The organism is Pseudomonas jessenii (assembly GCF_002236115.1).
Lineage (GTDB): Bacteria > Pseudomonadota > Gammaproteobacteria > Pseudomonadales > Pseudomonadaceae > Aquipseudomonas > Aquipseudomonas jessenii.
This window is the reverse complement of sequence record NZ_NIWT01000006.1, coordinates 374870-394261: the sequence shown is the minus strand read 5'-3', so window position 1 is coordinate 394261 and position 19392 is coordinate 374870. Positions and strand designations below refer to the sequence as shown.

Genomic DNA, 19392 nt, shown 5'->3' with positions numbered 1-19392 from the left:
TTCTGTAGTTTTACTACTCGTATATACATTAGACGGGCTGAAATGCCGGATGATTTGTAGTAAAACTACACGCCGCCGGAACAACCTGTCGGCAATCCAAGAATTCATAACGTCTGCCCACAAGGCCAGTCGCTAACTCAGGCAACCGATTCTGGTAGCCTTTCCGCCCTGGAGCAAGCCATGCAAGACCTCGATCCCGTCGAAACCCAGGAATGGCTGGACGCCCTGGAATCGGTTCTCGACAAAGAAGGCGAAGACCGTGCTCACTATTTGATGACCCGTATGGGTGAACTGGCGACCCGCAGCGGTTCGCAGTTGCCTTACGCCATCACCACGCCTTACCGCAACACCATCCCGGTAACCCACGAAGCACGCATGCCTGGCGACCTGTTCATGGAACGCCGCATTCGCTCGCTGGTACGCTGGAACGCGATGGCCATGGTAATGCGTACGAACCTGAAGGATTCTGACCTCGGCGGTCACATCTCCAGCTTCGCCTCCAGTGCGACCCTGTATGACATCGGCTTCAACTACTTCTTCCAGGCCCCGACCGAAGAACACGGCGGCGACCTGATCTACTTCCAGGGCCACACCTCGCCAGGCGTTTACGCCCGCGCATTCATGGAAGGCCGCATCACCGAAGACCAGATGAACAACTTCCGCCAGGAAGTCGACGGTCAGGGCCTGTCGTCCTACCCGCACCCTTGGCTGATGCCTGACTTCTGGCAGTTCCCGACCGTATCCATGGGTCTGGGCCCGATCCAGGCGATCTACCAGGCACGCTTCATGAAGTACCTGGAACACCGTGGTTTCATCCAGCCAGGCAAACAGAAAGTCTGGTGCTTCCTGGGCGACGGCGAGTGCGACGAGCCGGAATCCCTGGGCGCTATCTCCCTGGCCGGCCGCGAGAAGCTGGACAACCTGATCTTCGTCATCAACTGCAACCTGCAGCGCCTCGACGGCCCGGTTCGCGGCAACGGCAAGATCATTCAGGAACTCGAAGGCGTGTTCCGTGGTGCTCAGTGGAACGTGACCAAAGTCATCTGGGGCCGTTTCTGGGACCCACTGCTGGCCAAGGACGTCGACGGCATCCTGCAACGCCGCATGGACGAAGTCATCGACGGCGAGTACCAGAACTACAAAGCCAAAGACGGCGCGTTCGTACGTGAACACTTCTTCAACACGCCAGAACTCAAGGCGATGGTCGAAGATCTGTCCGACGACGAGATCTGGAAACTCAACCGTGGCGGCCACGACCCGTACAAGGTCTACGCGGCGTACCACGAAGCGGTCAACCACAAAGAACAACCGACCGTCATCCTGGCCAAGACCATCAAGGGTTATGGCACCGGTGCCGGCGAAGCGAAGAACACTGCGCACAACACCAAGAAAGTCGACGTCGACAGCCTGAAGTTGTTCCGCGACCGCTTCGACATCCCGGTCAAGGACGATGAACTGGAAAACCTGCCATTCTTCAAACCGGAAGAAGGCAGCGCCGAAGCCCGTTACCTGAGCGAGCGCCGTACCGCACTGGGCGGCTTCGTACCTCAGCGTCGCGCCAAGAGCTTCAACATCCCGACCCCGCCACTGGAAACCCTCAAGGCGATCCTGGACGGCTCGGGCGACCGCGAAATCTCCACCACCATGGCCTTCGTGCGGATCCTCGCGCAACTGGTCAAGGACAAGGAAATCGGTCCACGCATCGTACCGATCATCCCGGACGAAGCCCGTACCTTCGGTATGGAAGGCATGTTCCGTCAGCTGGGCATCTACTCCTCCGTCGGCCAGCTCTACGAGCCAGTCGATAAAGACCAGGTGATGTTCTACAAGGAAGACCAGAAGGGCCAGATCCTCGAAGAAGGCATCAACGAAGCGGGCGCCATGAGCTCCTTCATCGCTGCCGGTACTTCGTACTCCAGCCACAACCAGCCGATGCTGCCGTTCTACATCTTCTACTCGATGTTCGGCTTCCAGCGTATCGGCGACCTGGCCTGGGCCGCTGGCGACAGCCGCACCCGTGGCTTCCTGATCGGCGGCACCGCCGGCCGTACCACCCTGAACGGTGAAGGCCTGCAACACGAAGACGGTCACAGCCACCTGCTGGCCGCGACCATCCCGAACTGCCGCACCTACGATCCAACCTACGGCTACGAGTTGGCGGTGATCATTCAGGACGGCATGAAGAAGATGACCGAAGAGCAACAGGACGTCTTCTACTACATCACCGTGATGAACGAGTCGTACCAGCAGCCAGCCATGCCGGCCGGTGCCGAAGAAGGCATCAAGAAAGGCATGTACCTGCTCGAAGAAGACAACCGCGAAGCGGCGCACCACGTTCAGCTGATGGGCTCCGGCACCATCCTGCGTGAAGTCCGTGAAGCAGCGAAGATCCTGCGTGAACAGTTCAACGTCGGCGCCGACGTGTGGAGCGTTACCAGCTTCAACGAACTGCGTCGCGACGGCCTGGCCGTTGAGCGCACCAACCGTCTGCACCCTGGCCAGAAGCCTAAGCTGAGCTATGTGGAAGAGTGCCTGAACGGCCGTCAAGGTCCGGTCATTGCCTCTACCGACTACATGAAACTGTTCGCCGAGCAGATCCGTCAGTGGGTACCGTCCAAGGAATTCAAAGTCCTGGGCACCGACGGTTTCGGCCGCAGCGACAGCCGCAAGAAACTGCGTCATTTCTTCGAAGTCGACCGTCATTTCGTGGTGTTGGCAGCCCTGGAAGCACTGGCTGACCGTGGCGATATCGAACCTAAAGTGGTGGCTGAAGCCATCGCCAAGTTCGGGATCGACCCGGAAAAACGCAACCCACTGGACTGCTGAGGAGAGATTCTGTGAGCGAACTCATTCGCGTACCTGACATCGGCAGCGGTGAAGGTGAAGTAATTGAACTGTTTGTGAAGGTCGGCGACCGTATCGAAGCCGACCAGAGCATCCTGACACTTGAGTCGGACAAGGCGAGCATGGAAGTGCCTGCACCGAAGGCCGGTATCATCAAGAGCCTGAAAGTGAAGCTGGGCGATCGCCTGAAAGAAGGCGACGAACTGCTGGAGCTGGAAGTCGAAGGTGCCGCTGCTGCGGCCCCTGCGGCTGCCGCACCGGCGGCCAAGGCTGAAGCCAAACCGGCTGCTGCACCTGCCGCCGCTCCTGCTCCTGCTGCGCCGGCTGCTGCCAGCGTTCAGCAAGTGCATGTGCCGGACATCGGTTCGTCGGGCAAGGCCCAGATCATCGAGATCCAGGTCAAGGTCGGCGACACCGTCGCGGCTGATCAGTCGCTGATCACCCTGGAGTCCGACAAGGCGAGCATGGAAATCCCGTCGCCTGCCGCTGGCGTGGTCAAGACCATCAGCGTCAAGCTCAACGACGAAGTCGGCACCGGCGACCTGATCCTGGACCTGGAAGTGGCGGGCGCTGCTGCGCCGGCTGCTGCTCCGGCCCAGGCTGCCGCTCCGGCACCCGCCGCTGCACCTGCTGCTGCCGCAGCCCCGGCCGCTCCAGTGGCCGACAGCGTTCAGGACATCCATGTTCCGGACATCGGTTCGGCGGGCAAGGCCAAGATCATCGAAGTCCTGGTCAAGGCCGGCGACACCGTTGTGGCCGACCAGTCGCTGATCACCCTGGAATCCGACAAGGCGAGCATGGAAATCCCGTCGCCAGCCGCTGGCGTGGTGGAAAGCGTTTCCATCAAGCTCGACGACGAAGTCGGAACCGGCGACCTGATCCTGAAACTGAAAGTCAAAGGCGCCGCTCCTGCTGCACCTGTTGCTGCGACCGCACCTGCCGCTGCTGCTCCGAGCGCTCCAGCTCCAGCCGCTGCTGCTCCGGCTGCCGCTGCTCCTGCTGCTGCCCCGGTTGCTGCTCCAGCCAAGCCAGGCGCCAAAGTTCACGCCGGCCCTGCCGTGCGTCAACTGGCCCGCGAATTCGGCGTCGAGCTGAGCGCCGTTGGCGCCAGCGGCCCGCACGGTCGCATCCTGAAGGAAGACGTGCAGGTTTACGTCAAAGCCATGATGCAGAAGGCCAAGGAAGCACCGGCCGCTGCTGCTGGCGCAACCGGTGGCGCGGGCATCCCGCCGATTCCGGTCGTGGACTTCAGCCGCTTCGGTGAAATCGAAGAAGTGCCGATGACCCGCCTGATGCAGGTCGGCGCCGCCAACCTGCATCGCAGCTGGCTGAACGTACCGCACGTGACGCAATTCGACTCGGCGGATATCACCGAGCTCGAAGCGTTCCGTGTTGCCCAGAAAGCCGTTGCAGAGAAGGCCGGCGTCAAGCTGACCGTCCTGCCGTTGCTGCTCAAGACCTGCGCGCACCTGCTCAAGGAACTGCCGGACTTCAACAGCTCGCTGGCGCCAAGCGGCAAAGCGATCATCCGCAAGAAATACGTGAACATCGGCTTCGCCGTCGACACCCCGGATGGCCTGCTGGTACCGGTCATCAAGAACGTCGACCAGAAGAGCCTGCTGCAATTGGCCGCCGAGGCTGCTTCCCTGGCTGAAAAAGCCCGGACCAAGAAGCTCTCGTCGGACGAGATGCAAGGCGCCTGCTTCACCATTTCCAGCCTCGGCCACATTGGCGGCACCGGCTTCACGCCGATCGTCAACGCGCCGGAAGTGGCGATCCTCGGTGTTTCCAAGGCAACCATCCAGCCAGTCTGGGACGGCAAAGCCTTCCAGCCGAAACTGATGCTGCCGCTGTCGCTGTCCTACGATCACCGTGTGATCAACGGCGCCGCTGCTGCACGCTTCACCAAGCGTCTGAGCGATCTGCTGGGCGACATCCGCACCATGCTCCTGTAACACCGACCGGCCCTCCTTCTCCGGAGGGCCTGTTGCGTTCCACGTTTCCGAGCGCCACGCTCGTACCTCAACCCCGCCAATTTGGCGGGGCTTTTTTTTGCCTGAAGTTATTACTTAAAACGTCTTCCTACATTTGTGGCTGATACCGCCCACAACTCGAGTCCATTTCTGCCAGATATTTTTTCGGGCCAAATAACTAGTCTTGGCTGGAAGACTACTTATTACATCCGAAACAACCATCTGACTAATTCATTAGCAGCCGAATGGACTCAAACATGTTCAAACCCACTGTCGGCCCGATTATTGGCCACACCACAACTAATCACGCCCGTATTTTTTTACGCGGCGAACACAACAAAGACACCTTGGCATTTGCTGGCATTCGCTATAGACGACAAGGTGAAGATCACTGGTCAAAAGGTAACTTTGCGAAACTCGAACCCGAGCACGACATGTGCGAAGTTATCGTGCTGAACAACCTGTCTGCCGACTCCGACTATGAATATCAGGCCGGGTGGTTCAGCCTGACCAGCCCGGCGCACACCGTCGACACGGTGAAGGAACTGCCGCTGCAATGGTCACGGCAGGTTTATCACTTGCGTACCCGCTCCAGCCAGGCCAGCCTGCCAAGGGCCTACATTGTCGGCTCTTGCCGATACCTGCGCATGACCGCAGGCATAGCATCCGCCCCTCATCTGGGTGACAGAGTCTTTGCTTCGATTTCACGTTTGGTGGAGCAAGCCAGTCCTCCCGTCAGCGCGCTGGTGATGACGGGAGACCAAATCTATGTCGATGACTTGAACATTATTGCCCCTGATCGGGAACTCAAGGAAATCCTCCATAAATATCGCGTGGCGTTTTCGCAGATAAATATCGCCAGGTTAATGTCCAATCTGCCCACTTACATGATCCTTGACGACCATGAAATAGAGGACAACTGGCCCGCCAACAAGAGCAAGTCCGATGAGTACTTATATGCAAACGCAATCAGGGCCTATGAGTTGTATCAGGCCAGTCATAGTCCTGCCCATGCACTAACTGATGATGGACTGACAAATAAACGACTGGACAAATACTGGTATCAATTTACTGAAGGTGATATCGAATGGTTTGTTACCGACAGTCGGACCCGACGCAATCTGTCGGCCACTGACCGACGCATTCTCGACGCAGCCCAGGAACAAGCCTTGTGCGACTGGCTGATCCACAGCCCGGCACGGGTCAAATTCGTGGTCACCAGTGTCATGTTCTACCCTGACCGCAAACGCACGGATGATGACGCTTGGCAGGCCTTTCCAGAACAACGGCTACGGTTGCTGGAGACCATTCGCACACACCGCATCAAGAATGTCTTCTTCATTTCCGGCGATGTCCACGGCTCGCTGACCAGTCGGCTGAGCCACAGCGAGGATGCGGACTTCGAGGTCCACACCATCGTCTCGTCACCGCTGTGCAACAGCAAAATGCTGCCCTATGCCACGACGGCCACATTCGTCCTCGATCACCCCCTGGTCCGCACCGCCGCAGGCGACTATCGACATGAACTGACCAGCAAGGTGATCAGCCAGGATAATTTTGCACACCTGGTCGTCGATGCCGGGCAGCTTCAGGTGAATTTCCACGACCGGGAGGGCAAGCATTTGCAGTCCATTGGCATCCCGATTCGCTGACCCGGAAGCAGATCGCAGTCACTGGCAATACTTGCAAAACTGCGATTTTTCAGCGACTGGCAATACTTTTTGCCACCGACTGAAGAAAACTTGTCGTCTGCCGACATATTCTTATAGCACTTGGCCTTCATCTCTCTTGTCAGTCGGTGTCGCAATGATGCAACCTTGCCGCAGGCAACAGTAAAGAGGGCGAGAGCCCAGCGCGTTCAGCATATTCGAAGCGAGTTTCCCTCCATGAAAAGCCAGCCCGATGCCGCCAGCCGTATGGTGGCCGAGGTAGTGACGCAGTTGCCTGTGCCCTCGCGGCTCGGCATGCTGCGTTTCGAACGGCTTAATGAACCCAGCTGGGCGCTGCTGTTTCTCGATCCCAATTGCGAACGCCAGTTCGGCCTGCCAGCCGTGGAACTGTGTGCGCTGGTGGGCTCGCCCTACGCCAGCCTGATGGAGCCGCTAGCGCGCTATCAACTGCACGACGCAGTCCAGCAACAGCTGACTGAAAGCCCGCACTACCTGATCCGCTATACCCTGCACACCGCCGCTGGCTCCCTGACTTTGCTGGAGCTGGGCGAAGCCTACAAACAACACAATCGACACCTGTTGCGCGGCTACCTGCTGGTCATCGACGGCCTGTTCGAGGATGACCCGCTGCAACCGGCCATGGACCTTGAAACCCAGAACTCGCGCCTGCAAATCGCCCTGGAACTCAATCAGCGTGCCCAGCAGGAGCAACTGCTGCATCTGGAGCGGGTGCGGGCCCAGCAGGATCTGATCCTGCTGCTCACCCGTCAACGCTACAGCAGCAACAACTCCTTGCGCGAAGCCGCCGAGCTGATCACCCGCAGCGCCTGCGACATCTACGAAATCGACAGTGCCAGCCTGTGGCACCTCGAAGGCTCGATGCTGGTGCCGATCTCGGCCTATCACCGCACGAATCAGGAATACCTGCTGCCGCAACCGATCGACGTCAGTCTTTTCCCCGATTACCTCGACGCCCTGCACACCGGCCGTGCCATCGACGCCCATAACGCCATGCGCGACCCACGCACCCGGGAGATGGCCGAAAGCCTGCGCCCGCGGGACGTCAACGCAATGCTCGACGCCAGTATCCGCGTCGATGGCCAGGTGGTCGGCGTTTTGTGCCTGGAGCAAACCGGGGCAACCCGCGCCTGGCAGTCGGATGAAATCGCGTTCGCCGGAGAACTGGCGGACCAGTTTGCCCAGGTCATCAGCAACCACAACCGGCGAACCGCCACCAGCGCCCTGCACCTGTTCCAGCGCGCGGTCGAACAAAGTGCCAACGCCTTTTTGCTGGTCAACTGCGATGGCGTGGTGGAATACGTCAACCCGAGCTTCACCGCGATCACCCAATATTCCACCGAAGAAGTGCACGGTCAGCGGCTGTCAGAACTACCGGCCCTGGAGAACCTCAGCGAACTGCTGTTCGATGCACCTTCGGCGCTGGCCAAGAGCAACAGTTGGCAAGGTGAATTCAAGAGCCGCCGGAAAAACCTCGAACCCTACTGGGGCCAATTGTCGATCTCCAAGGTTTACGGCGACAACCGCGAGCTGACCCACTACATCGGCATCTACGAAGACATCACCCAGACCAAGCTCGCCCAACAACGTATCGAGCGCCTGGCCTACACCGACAACCTGACCAACCTCGGCAACCGCCCGGCGTTCATCCGCAACCTCGATGAACGCTTCGCTCGGGACAGCGACGCGCCGATCAGCCTGTTGCTGGTGGACATCGACAACTTCAAGCGGATCAACGACAGCCTCGGCCACCAGACCGGCGACAAACTGCTGATCAGCCTGGCCCGGCGCCTGCGCAACAGCCTGATCCCGAGCGGCAGCCTGGCGCGATTCGCCAGTAACGAATTCGCCGTGTTGCTGGACAACAGCGACCTCACGACGGGCCAGCAAGTGGCCAACCAGTTGCTGGCGACCCTCGACAAACCGATGTTCGTCGACAACCAGTTGATCAGCGTCACCGGCTCCGTGGGCCTGGCCTGTGCGCCACTGCACGGGCGCGACCCGCAAACCCTGATGCGCAATGCCGGGCTGGCGCTGCACAAGGCCAAGGCCAACGGCAAACATCAGGTGCAGGTGTTCACCGAAGCGCTGAACGCCGAGGCCAGCTACAAGCTGTTCGTCGAAAACAACCTGCGCCGCGCCCTGACCCAGAACGAACTCGACGTGTTCTACCAGCCCAAGCTGTGCCTGCGCAGCGGTCGCCTGCTGGGGATGGAAGCCCTGCTGCGCTGGGACCATCCGGAAAAGGGCATGATCCGCCCGGATCAGTTCATCAGCGTCGCCGAGGAAACCGGGCTGATCATTCCGATCGGCAAGTGGATCGCCCGCCAGGCCTGCCGCATGAGCAAAGCGCTGACCGCCGCCGGCCTGGGCAACCTGCAAGTGGCGATCAACCTGTCGCCCAAGCAGTTTTCCGACCCGGACCTGGTGGCCTCCATTGCCAACATCCTCAAGGAAGAAGCCCTGCCGGCGCATTTGCTGGAGCTGGAGCTGACCGAAGGCCTGCTGCTGGAGGCTACCGAAGACACCCACTTGCAGCTCGACCAGCTCAAGCGCCTGGGCCTGACCCTGGCCATGGACGACTTCGGCACCGGTTACTCGTCGCTCAGTTACTTGAAAAAATTCCCCATCGACATCATCAAGATCGATCGAAGCTTTATCCACGAAATCCCGGACAACCAGGACGACATGGAAATCACCTCCGCGGTGATCGCCATGGCCCACAACCTGAAACTCAAGGTCGTGGCTGAAGGCATCGAAACCGCCGAGCAGTTGTCGTTCCTGCGCCGTCACCGCTGCGACGTCGGCCAGGGCTACCTGTTCGACCGTCCGATCCCGGGCAATGAGCTGATCGACAAGCTCAAACGCTACCCGCGTGGCCCAATCGCCTGACAGACACAGAACCTGTGGCAGACATAAACTCTGTGGCAGGCAAAAAACCTGTGGGAGCGAGCTTGCTCGCGATAGCGGTGGACCAGTCAGCCCCCCATGACACCGACACACCGCTATCGCGAGCAGGCTCACCCCTACAGGGGTAGTGCGTATCGGGCAGGTATTGGGCACACTGACAGTCTGTTTATTTACAACCCAACCTGACTGAGAGGACTGATCATGGTTCTGCGCTCGGAAATTCTGGTGAACAAAAACGTGCTCCCTACTAAAGAACAAGCTCTGCCTGGCCGCGAAACCGCGATGACCCTGCCTGAAAAGCACTTTGTGTTTAAAGACACCCCCTTGCTCGGCCCGTTCTTCGAAGATGTCGACTTCGCGATCTTCGGCCTCGGCTGCTTCTGGGGCGCGGAACGCCGCTTCTGGCAGCGTGAAGGCGTGGTCAGCACCGTGGTCGGCTACGCCGGCGGTTTCACGCCGAACCCGACCTACGAAGAAGTCTGCTCGGGCCTGACCGGTCACGCCGAAGTGGTGCTGGTGGTGTATGACAAGGCCAAGGTCAGCTACGAAGGACTGCTGGCGATGTTCTGGGAACTGCACAACCCGACGCAGGGCATGCGCCAGGGCAATGACATCGGCACCCAATACCGTTCGGTGATCTACGCCACTAGCCCGGAACAACTGGACGCGGCGCTCAAGAGCAAGGAAACCTACCAGGCCGAGCTGTCCAAGGCCGGTCTCGGTGAAATCAGCACCGAAATCGACCAGGCCCCGACCGTCTACTTTGCCGAGACGTATCACCAGCAATACCTGGCGAAAAATCCGGAAGGCTACTGCGGAATTGGCGGCACAGGCGTGACCTGCCCGATCTGACAACTGACTGTAGAAGCGAGCCCGCTCGCGAAAAACCAAAGGACGCCGCTGGGCATCCGGTTTTACGCGTTAACGTTCACGACCTTCGCGAGCAAGCTCGCTCCTACAGATCAACTCTCGGCAATCAACCAATCCATCCGCCACCCACCCTGGGTCTGCCCAAGCTTCTCGGACAACCACGGCAGCAGCTCACGCAATTCTTCCTCCAGCCCCCACGGCGGATTGGCGATCGCCAGCCCGGAACCGTTCAGGCTGTTGGGCGTATCCAATGGATGCACCAGCAACTCCACCCGCAACAACTTCGGCGCACCGGTACCGGCCAGGTCCTGATAGAAGCGGCGCAGCGCGCGCTGATCCTTCACCGGGTACCAGATTGCCGCCACGGTCTGACGCATCCGGCCAATCGCTTCCTTCAACGACGCGGCACAGCGCTGCATCTCGTCGAGCTTCTCGAACGGCGGATCGATCAACATCACCGCACGCTTCTCCGGCACCGGCAGCAAGGCCCGGGACACGTGCCAGCCTTCACCCAGGTGAACCTTGACCCGGCGATCACCGGCCATGTTGTCCTTGAGCAGCACGCCATCTTCCGGGTGCTTCTCGTTGAGCAACACACGATCCTGCGGACGGGTCAGACGCCGCGCCAACTCCGGCGACCCCGGGTAATAGCGTAACTGGCCATCCGGGTTCATCTCGTGCAGCACCTGCATGTAATCAGCGGTCAGGATCGGCAGATCCGGCTGATCCCACAAACGCGCAATGCCTTCCAGGTACTCACCGGTACGATTGGCCTGATCACCCTGAAGGTCATACAGACCGATGCCGGCGTGGGTATCGAGATAGGCAAACGGCTGCTCCTTGCGCGACATCAGGGCGATGAGGCGGGTCAAGGTCAGGTGTTTGAACACATCGGCGTGATTGCCGGCATGGAAGGCGTGACGATAATTCATGGCTGCTCCTGCGAAGGCCGGGAAGTTTACCTTTTACCGGCCGGCAAGTCAGGGGTTGGCGGCTGAGCGGGTCAGCCGCGGAGAACACTGCAGTGAAAATGCAAAAAAAATGCCCCGCGTCCAAAAGGACGCGGGCCATTTTTTTCAAGTCATCGGGTCAGCGCATGCACTCATCCCGATCACTTGTTCAAGCGATAATCGGCCTCAGCAGCAGCAAAACGCTGGAACATGCCGGCAGTCGGCGTGCCCATTTTGCTGACGAAGTAGATCGCCAGGCTGGCGAAGATGAAACCAGGGATGATTTCGTACAGGCCCAGCAGTTCGAAGTGTTTCCAGACGATCACGGTGATCGCGCCGATCAGGATACCGGCCAGTGCGCCGTTGCGGGTCATGTCTTTCCAGATCACGGAGATCAGCACGACCGGACCGAATGCGGCACCGAAACCGGCCCAGGCGTAGCTCACCAGACCCAGTACACGGTTTTCCGGGTTGGACGCCAGGGCGATCGCCACCAGGGCAACCAACAACACCATGGCACGGCCGACCCACACCAGTTCCAGCTGCGAAGCGGATTTACGCAGGAAGGTCTTGTAGAAGTCTTCGGTCAGGGCGCTCGAGCACACCAGCAACTGGCAGCTCAGGGTGCTCATGACGGCAGCCAGAATGGCCGACAGCAGGATACCCGCGATCCATGGGTTGAACAGGATCTTGGCCAGTTCGATGAACACACGCTCGTGGTTCTCGGTGACTGCGCCAGCCACGTCCGGGTGCGCCGAGAAGTAGGCGATACCGAAGAAGCCGACTGCCACGGTGCCGCCCAGGCACAGGATCATCCAGGTCATGGAAATGCGACGGGCGTTGGCGATCGATTTAACCGAATCGGCAGCCATGAAACGCGCCAGGATATGCGGCTGGCCGAAGTAGCCCAGACCCCAACCCATCAGCGAGATGATGCCGATGAAGGTGGTGCCCTTGAGCATGTCGAAGTTGCTTGGATCTTGCGCTTCGATGGCCAGGAAAGTGGTGTCTACGCCGCCGGTGGCCAGCAACACGATAACCGGCGTCAGGATCAACGCGAAGATCATCAGGGTGGCTTGTACGGTATCGGTCCAGCTCACGGCCAGGAAACCACCGATAAAGGTGTAGGCAATCGTCGCCGCAGCACCGGCCCACAGCGCAGTCTCGTAGGACATGCCGAAGGTGCTTTCGAACAGACGGGCGCCGGCCACGATGCCGGAAGCGCAGTAGATGGTGAAGAACACCAGGATCACGACCGCGGAGATGATCCGCAGCAGACCGCTTTTGTCTTCGAAACGGCTGGCGAAGTAGTCCGGCAGGGTCAGTGCATCACCGTTGTGCTCGGTCTGCACACGCAGACGGCCGGCGACGAACAGCCAGTTCAGGTAGGCGCCGACGATCAGGCCGATGGCGATCCAGCTTTCGGACAGACCGGACATGTAGATCGCGCCGGGCAAGCCCATCAACAACCAGCCGCTCATGTCGGAGGCACCGGCGGACAGTGCGGTCACGACGCTGCCCAGGCTACGACCGCCCAGAATGTAGTCGGAAAGGTTGTTGGTGGAGCGATAGGCCATCAAGCCGATCAGCACCATTGCTGCGATGTAGATCACGAACGTGATCAGGGTTGGATTGCTTACGCTCATTAAGTTACGCCCTGGCTTTGTTTTTATGTAGCTGCGGCTGGTGAACCGCTCGCAAACGCATACGTTTGACAGACGATCCGGATTCCCGCGCATTTATGACTGATGTTTCCCCAGGAAAGCCATCAGCCGGAGCACCCGGGTTTCGACCGGGTTGCACCTTGGGCGCGAATGCTATTCAACAAAGCAAATAAGGTGCAACCAGTTTCTTGAGAATAAGTTGCACCCAGTCGGAAATAAATTTCAAACCCGGTTTTTTGCTCCTTTTCGGAGCAAGAACTCGGGCCAACCACCCTAAAAAGCACCAAGCAAAGGCAGCACCGCCGTACCAGAATTTATTTCCTGACGAGCTGCGTAATATTCCGACAAAAAAAGGGTTGCACCCGGTTGCACCTCAACAGTCGCACGGCTAATCTTGCCGCCAGCTGATGCCACGCAGTCGTGGCAAACATGAGGATAAAAACATGGCTACCACCACCCTTGGGGTCAAACTTGACGACCCGACCCGCGAACGCCTCAAGGCCGCCGCGACCTCGATTGATCGCACGCCGCACTGGCTGATCAAGCAGGCAATCTTCAATTACCTGGAAAAACTCGAGGGTGGTGCAACCCTGTCCGAGCTGAACGGTTCGACCAAGGATTCCGACGACTCCGTCGACGCGCCTCTGGATCACGCCCACCAGTGTTTCCTCGAATTCGCCGAAAGCATCCTGCCGCAATCGGTACTGCGCGCCTCGATCACCGCCGCCTACCGTCGCCCTGAGCCGGAAGTCGTGCCGATGCTGATCGAGCAGGCTCGCCTGCCGGCACCGATGGCCGAAGCCACCAACAAACTCGCCGCCTCGATTGCTGAAAAACTGCGCAACCAGAAGAGCGCTGGCGGCCGTGCCGGCATCGTCCAGGGCCTGCTGCAGGAATTCTCCCTGTCGTCCCAGGAAGGTGTGGCGCTGATGTGCCTGGCCGAAGCGCTGCTGCGCATCCCGGACAAAGGCACCCGCGACGCCCTGATCCGCGACAAGATCAGCACCGGCAACTGGCAGCCGCACCTGGGCAACAGCCCGTCGCTGTTCGTCAACGCCGCCACCTGGGGTTTGCTGCTGACCGGCAAACTGGTGTCGACCCACAACGAAGCCGGCCTGACTTCGTCCCTGAGCCGCATCATCGGCAAGAGCGGCGAGCCGATGATCCGCAAGGGCGTCGACATGGCCATGCGCCTGATGGGCGAGCAGTTCGTGACCGGCGAAACCATCGCCGAAGCCCTAGCCAACGCCAGCAAGTTCGAAACCAAAGGTTTCCGCTATTCCTACGACATGCTGGGTGAAGCCGCACTCACCGAGCACGACGCGCAGAAGTACCTGGCCTCGTACGAACAAGCCATCCACTCGATCGGCAAAGCCTCCCACGGTCGCGGGATTTATGAAGGCCCGGGCATCTCGATCAAGCTGTCCGCCCTGCACCCGCGTTACAGCCGCGCCCAATACGAGCGCGTGATGGACGAGCTGTACCCGCGCCTGCTGTCGCTGACCCTGCTGGCCAAGCAATATGACATCGGCCTGAACATCGACGCCGAAGAGGCCGATCGCCTGGAGCTGTCACTGGATCTGCTCGAGCGCCTGTGCTTCGAGCCGCAACTGACTGGCTGGAACGGCATTGGTTTCGTGATCCAGGCTTACCAGAAGCGTTGCCCGTACGTGATCGACTACGTGATCGACCTGGCTCGCCGCAGCCGTCATCGCCTGATGATCCGCCTGGTAAAAGGCGCGTACTGGGACAGCGAAATCAAACGCGCCCAGGTCGAAGGCCTGGAAGGCTACCCGGTCTACACCCGCAAGGTGTACACCGACGTGTCCTACATCGCTTGCGCCCGCAAGCTGCTGTCGGTACCGGAAGTCATCTACCCGCAGTTCGCCACGCACAACGCCCACACCCTGTCGGCCATTTATCACATCGCCGGTCAGAACTATTACCCGGGCCAGTACGAGTTCCAGTGCCTGCACGGCATGGGTGAACCGCTGTACGAACAGGTTGTAGGCAAAGTTTCCGAAGGCAAGCTGAACCGTCCGTGCCGCGTGTACGCTCCAGTCGGCACCCACGAAACCCTGCTGGCCTACCTGGTGCGTCGCCTGCTGGAAAACGGCGCGAACACTTCGTTCGTCAACCGTATTGCCGACCAGTCGATTTCGATCCAGGAACTGGTGGCCGATCCGGTAGCCAGCATCGAGCAAATGGCGACCGTGGAAGGTGGTTTCGGCCTGCCGCACCCGCGCATTCCGCTGCCGCGTGACCTGTATGGTTCCGAGCGCGCCAACTCCAGCGGCATCGACATGGCCAACGAACATCGTTTGGCATCCCTGTCCTGCGCGCTTCTCGCAACCGCACACAACCACTGGAAAGCGGCGCCGATGCTCGGTTGCGCTTCCAGCAGCGAAGCCCCGGCACCGGTCTTGAACCCGTCCGATCTGCGTGACGTGGTCGGTCATGTGCAGGAAGCGACCGTCGAAGACGTCGACAACGCGATCCAGTGCGCCCTCAACGCTGCACCGATCTGGCAGGCCACGCCGCCCGCCGAGCGCGCCGCGATCCTGGAACGTGCCGCCGATCTGATGGAAGCCGAGATCCAGCCGCTGATGGGCCTGCTGGCCCGCGAAGCCGGCAAGACTTTCGCCAACGCCATCGCCGAAGTGCGTGAAGCCGTGGATTTCCTGCGTTATTACGCGGTGCAGGCACGCAACGATTTCACCAATGACGCTCACCGTCCGTTGGGCCCAGTCGTATGCATCAGCCCGTGGAACTTCCCGCTGGCGATCTTCAGTGGTCAGGTGGCTGCTGCATTGGCCGCTGGTAACCCGGTATTGGCCAAGCCTGCGGAACAAACGCCGCTGGTCGCCGCTCAGGCCGTGCGCCTGATGCTCGAAGCCGGCATCCCGGAAGGCGTGCTGCAACTGCTGCCGGGCCGTGGCGAAACCGTCGGTGCCGGCCTGGTCGGCGACGATCGCGTCAAAGGCGTGATGTTCACCGGTTCCACCGAAGTCGCGCGCTTGCTGCAACGCAACATCGCCGGCCGCCTGGACAGCCAGGGTCGTCCAATCCCGCTGATCGCCGAAACCGGTGGCCAGAACGCGATGATCGTCGACTCCTCGGCACTGACCGAACAGGTTGTGATCGACGTGGTGTCCTCGGCGTTCGACAGCGCCGGCCAGCGTTGTTCGGCTCTGCGTGTACTGTGCTTGCAGGAAGATTCCGCCGACCGCGTCATCGAAATGCTCAAGGGCGCGATGGCTGAAAGCCGTCTCGGCAACCCTGAGCGTCTGTCCGTGGACATCGGCCCGGTGATCGACGCCGAAGCCAAGGCTGGCATCGAGAAGCACATCCAGGCCATGCGCGACAAAGGTCGCAGTGTGTACCAGGTGGCCATCGCCGACGCCGAAGAAGTCAAACGCGGCACCTTCGTGATGCCGACACTGATCGAACTGGAAAGCTTCGACGAACTGCAGCGGGAGATCTTCGGCCCGGTGCTGCACGTGGTTCGCTACAAGCGCAAGGACATCGATCAACTGATCGGTCAGATCAACGCTTCCGGCTACGGCCTGACCCTGGGCGTGCACACCCGCATCGACGAGACCATTGCCAAGGTGATCGACAACGTCAACGCCGGTAACGTCTACGTCAACCGCAACATTGTTGGCGCAGTAGTAGGCGTGCAGCCATTCGGCGGCGAAGGCCTGTCGGGTACCGGCCCGAAAGCCGGCGGCCCGCTGTACCTGTACCGCCTGCTGTCGACCCGCCCTGCGGATGCGATCGAACAATCCTTCGCTCGCGGCGATGCCGCCGCGGCACCGGACGTTCGTCTGCGCGATGCCATGAGCAAGCCGCTGACCGCCTTGAAAGCCTGGGCCGACAACCACAAGTTCGCCGACCTGAGCTCCCTGTGCGTGCAGTTCGCCGCGCAATCGCAAAGCGGTATCACCCGCCTCCTGGCCGGCCCGACCGGCGAACGCAACAGCTATGCGATCCTGCCACGGGAACACGTGCTGTGCCTGGCGGAAGTCGAAGGCGACCTGCTGACGCAACTGGCGGCGGTATTGGCTGTCGGCGGTTCGGCGGTATGGCCGGAAGCTGACATGACCAAAGCCTTGTTCGCACGCCTGCCGAAGGACATTCAGGCGCGCATCAAGCTGGTTTCCGACTGGAACAAGGACGAAGTGGTGTTTGATGCGGTTCTGCATCACGGCCATTCCGACCAGTTGCGTGCGGTGTGCCAGCAGGTTGCCAAGCGTGCCGGCGCCATCGTTGGGGTTCAGGGCCTGTCGCAGGGCGAAACCAACATTGCGCTGGAGCGTCTGGTGATTGAGCGTGCATTGAGCGTCAACACCGCTGCGGCGGGTGGTAATGCCAGTTTGATGACCATCGGCTAAAACCGATAAGCCGGGCTGCCGCATTGGCCGCCCGGTATGCAATCCCCCTGTGGGAGCGAGCTTGCTCGCGATAGCGATCCATCAGTCACCTTCCATATTGACTGATCTGCCGCCATCGCGAGCAAGCTCGCTCCCACAGTTGTTTTGTAGCTCCTGCTAAGGCTCTGCTCTGCCCCACCATCACGCTCATCAATCATGCTATTCAGCATAAATTCACAAGCCTAGACTCGGCCCATTCCAATAAAAGGTAGGCCGCCATGTCCGAGACGTTGCTCAGTTCCCGTAATCTGGCTTTCGAGCTGTATGAAGTCCTTGATGCCGAGGGCCTGACCCAGCGTGAGCGTTTCGCCGAGCACAACCGCGAAACCTTCGATGCCGCCATTGGCACCGCCCGCAACATCGCCGAGAAGTTCTTCGCCCCGCACAACCGCAAGGGCGACGAGAACGAGCCGCGCTACGAGAACGGTCAGGCGATTCTGATTCCGGAAGTGAAACCGGCGGTAGACGCCTTCCTCGAAGCCGGCTTCCTCAACGCCGCGCGCAGTTTCGACGCTGGCGGCATGCAGCTTCCTACGCTGCTGTCCCAGGCCTGCTTCGCGCACTTTCAATCGGCCAACGCGGCTTCGACGTCGTACCCGTTCCTGACCATGGGCGCGGCGAACCTGATCGAGAGCTTCGGCACTGAAGAGCAGAAGCGCCGCTTCCTGCAACCGATGATCGATGGCCGTTTCTTCGGCACTATGGCCCTGACCGAACCCCACGCAGGCTCATCGCTGTCGGATATTCGTACACGCGCAGAACCTGCGTCTGACGGCACCTATCGCCTCAAGGGCAACAAGATTTTCATCTCCGGTGGCGATCATCCGCTGTCGGAAAACATCGTGCACATGGTGCTGGCCAAGCTGCCGGACGCACCGGCCGGGGTGAAGGGCATTTCGCTGTTCATCGTGCCCAAGTTCCTGGTCAACGATGACGGCAGCCTGGGCAAGCGCAATGACGTGCTGCTGGCTGGGCTGTTCCACAAGATGGGCTGGCGCGGCACCACCTCCACCGCACTGAATTTCGGCGATAACGGTGAGTGCGTCGGCTATCTGGTGGGCAAGCCGCACCATGGCTTGAGTTACATGTTCCAGATGATGAACGAGGCCCGGATCGGCGTCGGCATGGGCGCGGTGATGCTTGGCTACGCCGGCTATCTGTACTCGCTGGAATACGCCCGCGAGCGTCCGCAGGGACGCGTGCCAGACAGCAAGGACCCGAACACTGCACCAGTGGCGATCATTCAGCATGCCGACGTGAAACGCATGCTGTTGACGCAAAAGGCTTACGTCGAAGGCTCGTTTGACTTGGGTCTTTATGCGGCGCGACTGTTCGATGACACCACCACGCTTGCGACCGAAGCCGAACGCAAACAGGCCCATGAACTGCTGGATTTACTGACACCGATCGTCAAATCCTGGCCGTCAGAGTTCTGCCTGAAGGCCAACGAACTGGCGATCCAGATCCTCGGCGGCCACGGTTATACCCGTGAGTACCCGGTGGAGCAGTACTACCGCGACAACCGCCTGAACCCGATCCACGAAGGCACCCACGGTATTCAGTCGCTGGACCTTTTGGGCCGCAAACTGGCGCAGAACGGTGGCGCGGGGCTCAAGCAACTGATCCGCCTGATCGCCGACACTGGCGAACGAGCACAGGCGTTTGATTCATTGACGCCGCTGCGCGAGCCCCTGGAGAAACTGGTGGCACGCCTCCAAGCCGTGACCATCGGCCTGCTGACTGATCTGGCCCAAGGCAAGGTCAACAGCAGCCTGGCGAACTCGGCGCTGTACCTGAAAGTGTTTGGTCACACGGTGATCGGCTGGCGCTGGCTGGAACAGGCGATTCGTGCCGAGGAAGGTTTGGCCAAGGGTAATGCGGCGGATGTGGCCTTCTATAAAGGCAAGCTGCAGGCGGCGCGCTACTTCCTGACGTGGGAAGTGCCGGGTTGCCATCATGAGCTGGCAATTCTTGAGGCTCGGGATGATGTGTGCCTGGGCATGCAGAATGAGTGGTTCTGATCCAACCTTTGTGGTGTAGCTGAAAACCAATCGCGAGCA

General features: G+C 60.2%; 9 protein-coding genes. 7 read left to right on the top strand and 2 right to left on the bottom strand.

From position 1 onward, the window contains the following. The first annotated feature begins 180 nt into the window (after positions 1-180). From aceE to msrA, 5 genes are all read left to right on the top strand, one after another. Entirely contained in the window at positions 181-2826 is a 2646-nt protein-coding gene (aceE, locus tag PSJE_RS21880) for a pyruvate dehydrogenase (acetyl-transferring), homodimeric type (RefSeq protein WP_057712293.1), read from the top strand. An 11-nt stretch (positions 2827-2837) separates the two neighbouring features. After that, the gene (gene aceF / locus PSJE_RS21875; RefSeq protein WP_090452764.1) at positions 2838-4799 is read left to right on the top strand and encodes a dihydrolipoyllysine-residue acetyltransferase; all 1962 of its coding nucleotides are present in this window, start codon (positions 2838-2840) and stop codon (positions 4797-4799) included. Between the two features lie 275 nt (positions 4800-5074). Then, a complete protein-coding gene (locus tag PSJE_RS21870) occupies positions 5075-6469 on the top strand; it encodes an alkaline phosphatase D family protein (protein ID WP_090452763.1) in 1395 nt (464 codons plus the stop codon). Between the two features lie 234 nt (positions 6470-6703). Then, positions 6704-9397 carry a putative bifunctional diguanylate cyclase/phosphodiesterase gene (locus tag PSJE_RS21865; RefSeq protein WP_090452761.1) on the top strand — a complete coding sequence of 898 codons (2694 nt, stop codon included), beginning with the start codon at positions 6704-6706 and terminating at the stop codon, positions 9395-9397. A 219-nt stretch (positions 9398-9616) separates the two neighbouring features. After that, complete coding sequence (gene msrA / locus PSJE_RS21860) at positions 9617-10267, top strand: peptide-methionine (S)-S-oxide reductase MsrA (protein ID WP_090452759.1); 651 nt, start codon at positions 9617-9619, stop codon at positions 10265-10267. Between the two features lie 110 nt (positions 10268-10377). Here msrA and PSJE_RS21855 read toward each other — a convergent pair whose 3' ends face one another. Next, entirely contained in the window at positions 10378-11217 is an 840-nt protein-coding gene (locus tag PSJE_RS21855) for a 23S rRNA (adenine(2030)-N(6))-methyltransferase RlmJ (RefSeq protein ID WP_057712298.1), read from the bottom strand. A 179-nt stretch (positions 11218-11396) separates the two neighbouring features. Next, entirely contained in the window at positions 11397-12881 is a 1485-nt protein-coding gene (gene putP, locus PSJE_RS21850) for a sodium/proline symporter PutP (RefSeq protein ID WP_090452757.1), read from the bottom strand. A 461-nt stretch (positions 12882-13342) separates the two neighbouring features. On the opposite strand from putP, the gene putA reads away from it, so the two are divergent. Together putA and PSJE_RS21840 are read left to right on the top strand one after the other, a co-directional pair. Next, positions 13343-17293, top strand: a complete 3951-nt coding sequence (putA, locus tag PSJE_RS21845; protein ID WP_090452755.1) for a trifunctional transcriptional regulator/proline dehydrogenase/L-glutamate gamma-semialdehyde dehydrogenase — start codon at positions 13343-13345, stop codon at positions 17291-17293. Between the two features lie 257 nt (positions 17294-17550). Next, positions 17551-19353, top strand: coding sequence for an acyl-CoA dehydrogenase (locus PSJE_RS21840; protein WP_090452753.1), 1803 nt, complete (start codon positions 17551-17553; stop codon positions 19351-19353). Positions 19354-19392 lie beyond the last annotated feature (39 nt).

Coding starts and splice junctions, on each gene's coding strand:
- aceE (WP_057712293.1), top strand. CDS start 181: ATGCAAGACCTCGATCCCGTCGAAACCCAGGAATGGCTGGACGCCCTG.
- PSJE_RS21870 (WP_090452763.1), top strand. CDS start 5,075: ATGTTCAAACCCACTGTCGGCCCGATTATTGGCCACACCACAACTAAT.
- PSJE_RS21865 (WP_090452761.1), top strand. CDS start 6,704: ATGAAAAGCCAGCCCGATGCCGCCAGCCGTATGGTGGCCGAGGTAGTG.
- msrA (WP_090452759.1), top strand. CDS start 9,617: ATGGTTCTGCGCTCGGAAATTCTGGTGAACAAAAACGTGCTCCCTACT.
- PSJE_RS21855 (WP_057712298.1), bottom strand. CDS start 11,217: ATGAATTATCGTCACGCCTTCCATGCCGGCAATCACGCCGATGTGTTC.
- putP (WP_090452757.1), bottom strand. CDS start 12,881: ATGAGCGTAAGCAATCCAACCCTGATCACGTTCGTGATCTACATCGCA.
- putA (WP_090452755.1), top strand. CDS start 13,343: ATGGCTACCACCACCCTTGGGGTCAAACTTGACGACCCGACCCGCGAA.
- PSJE_RS21840 (WP_090452753.1), top strand. CDS start 17,551: ATGTCCGAGACGTTGCTCAGTTCCCGTAATCTGGCTTTCGAGCTGTAT.